The organism is Priestia sp. P5_B4, assembly GCF_056400385.1.
This window is the reverse complement of the sequence record NZ_JBFULJ010000494.1, coordinates 1-2,819: the sequence shown is the minus strand read 5'-3', so window position 1 is coordinate 2,819 and position 2,819 is coordinate 1. Positions and strand designations below refer to the sequence as shown.

Below are 2,819 nucleotides of genomic sequence, written 5' to 3'. Positions count from 1 at the left end.
GCCCACGTGTTACTCACCCGTCCGCCGCTAACGTCATAGAAGCAAGCTTCTAATCRGTTCGCTCGACTTGCATGTATTAGGCACGCCGCCAGCGTTCATCCTGAGCCAGGATCAAACTCTCCGAAGAAATGTTTGACTTGCTCAATTAAAAAATAAAATTTAACGTTGACGTTTGTCGCTTTGTTCAGTTTTCAAAGTTCAACCGCCGCTCTTAAGCGACTTTACCATCATAACAAGTTGCAACCTAGTTGTCAACAAGTTTTTTATTTGTTTATCGCTTCGATATTTGCTTTAGCAGTTCATCTTAGCGACATTTAATAATATACCATGCCTTCTTTTATTGTGCAATAGTTTTTCGATATATTTTTAAAAACTATTTTCTTGCAAACGAAACGTTAGCCAATTAATAGATACTAGCATATCTAGAGCCACACTAGCATAATGTCTATTAAATCATTATCCGCCAAGGAGGCGTTCACTTGGGTACCTTAATTGCAGCTGCACTCTATTTGTCCTTTTGCATGTCTATTCTCTTAATTTCACTTGCTTATTGGGAATCAATTCAAATGTCTAATAAAGAAGGCAAAGTCAACGGCCTTTCATTTATTTCACTTTCAACATTCAGCATGATTTTTTGTTTGTTTACTTCATATTTTTATACCATTCTTTATTAACATGCATTGTCTTCTTATAAAAAGGAGACATTTCTTTATTTTATTACAATATTCGCATTCAGTATACTTACTTATTGAAATCAATGTGATAACTTCAGTCACTTCTCTTCTTCATACGTACGATGGACAGTGAAGGAATTTGTCGAATGATTTTTTGGAACACTTTCTTTAAATTTGATAAACCACTTTTAGAAAACGCTTTCATATATACTTTAACATTATTCAAGGAGGAAACCAAATGAAACCATTGCTTGAATTAACGGTTGGAAAACTTTTAAAAGAAAGTACAAAAAAGTTTGGGCATCAAGAAGCGGTTATCTACTCTGAACAAAATATTCGCTATACGTACGCGGAATTTTATCAAGAAACCTCTCGAGTTGCAAAGGCACTTCTAGCCACTGGTCTCAAAAAAGGCGACCATATCGCTATCTGGGCTACCAATGTGCCCGAATGGTTGCTTCTTCAATTCGCAGCAGCTAGAATAGGCGCTGTTTTGGTTACCCTTAATACAAGTTATCAATCCTCTGAATTAGAGTATGTATTGAGTCATTCTGATACAACAGCGCTATTTTTCATTGATGAATTTAAAAGCACTTCTTATACGTCTATTATCACTAGTATTGAACATAATCTTCCCAAACTAAAACATCTTATAAACTTAAGTGGATCAAGCGAACATACATCTTGGAACGAGTTTTTAATGAGTAGCTTAATGGTATCGGATGAGGTTCTCGATAAGCATGAACAATCCCTACATATCCATGATGTTATCAATATGCAATATACTTCCGGAACAACAGGTTTTCCAAAAGGAGTTATGCTAAGTCACTATAATATAGTAAACAACGGCTTTTTAGTTGCTCAGTCTATGAAACTGACTAACGAAGACCGCTTATGCATCCCAGTTCCTTTCTTTCATTGCTTTGGATGTGTGCTGGGTGTTCTAGCATGCGTATCTGTAGGTGCTACTATGCTACCGATTATTGAATTTCAACCTGCCTCTGTTTTACGCACCGTAGAGAACGAAAAATGTACAGCTCTTCACGGTGTACCAACTATGTTTATTGCGGAATTAAATGCACTTGAGTTTAATCAATATGATTTATCTACTCTTCGCACAGGAATCATGGCTGGTTCTAATTGTCCAGCAGAAGTAATGAAACGAGTCATACATGACATGGGCATCAATGAAATTACGATCGCGTATGGTCAAACCGAAACATCTCCTGTAATCACCCAAACAACACCAACTGATTCTATCGAGCGGCGAGTACAAACGGTTGGCAAAGTTCATAATCATGTACAGATTCAAATTATTAATCCAGTTACAGGTAAACCAGTTTCTTTCGGAGAACAAGGAGAACTTTGTGCAAAAGGATATTTAACAATGAAAGGGTATTATAAAATGCCGGAAGAAACAGAAAAAACAATTGTAGAAGGTTGGCTACATACAGGAGATTTAGCTACCATCGATAAGGATGGCTATGTAAAAATTACAGGACGTCTAAAAGATATGATTATTAGAGGCGGAGAAAACATTTACCCAAGAGAGATTGAAGAGTTTTTATATAGAATACCCGAGGTAGAAGATGTGCAAATTGTCGGTATTCCTGATCCAAAGTATGGCGAACGAGTTGCTGCATGCATTAAACTCAAGCAACATTCTTTTCTTACCGCTCAAGAAATCAAAGACTTTTGCAAAGGTAAGCTTGCTCATTTCAAAATTCCGGAACATATTTATTTTATAGACGACTTTCCCATGACGGCCTCCGGCAAGATTCAAAAATATAAATTGAAAGAAAAGATCGCAGCGCTTTATAAATAATCAGATTTTTTCGAATTCCACCCTGTTATTATGAAGAAAAGTTTACTATACTGATACATATCTGTTTTTCTTCTTTCATACAGATATAAACAACAATGTTTATTGAAATAGGTGAAAATAATGGAAAATGAAATGTTGCTCAAATTAGGTATTTCCGCTGTACTTGGTCTTATTATTGGAATTGAAAGGGAACTAAAACGAAAGCCTGTTGGTTTAAAAACATCTCTCGTAATTTCCATTATTAGCTGTTTACTCACAATTGTTTCGATTGAGTCTTCTCAAATTTTTAATAAAGGTGATCATATCACAATGGACCCGCT

Annotated in this window: 3 protein-coding genes and 1 rRNA gene; 3 read left to right on the top strand and 1 reads right to left on the bottom strand. The window is 35.8% G+C overall.

From position 1 onward, the window contains the following. Positions 1–127, bottom strand: a 16S ribosomal RNA gene (locus AC1DRF_RS21845); the annotation flags it as partial. Between the two features lie 352 nt (positions 128–479). Here AC1DRF_RS21845 and AC1DRF_RS21840 point away from each other — a divergent pair. From AC1DRF_RS21840 to AC1DRF_RS21830, 3 genes are all read left to right on the top strand, one after another. Beyond that, positions 480–674, top strand: coding sequence for a hypothetical protein (locus AC1DRF_RS21840; protein ID WP_025752735.1), 195 nt, complete (start codon positions 480–482; stop codon positions 672–674). A gap of 238 nt (positions 675–912) precedes the next feature. Next, the gene (locus AC1DRF_RS21835; RefSeq protein ID WP_477741684.1) at positions 913–2,499 is read left to right on the top strand and encodes an AMP-binding protein; all 1,587 of its coding nucleotides are present in this window, start codon (positions 913–915) and stop codon (positions 2,497–2,499) included. Between the two features lie 120 nt (positions 2,500–2,619). Further along, the coding region (locus AC1DRF_RS21830) for an MgtC/SapB family protein (RefSeq protein WP_477741683.1) at positions 2,620–2,819 on the top strand (200 nt) is incomplete at its 3' end.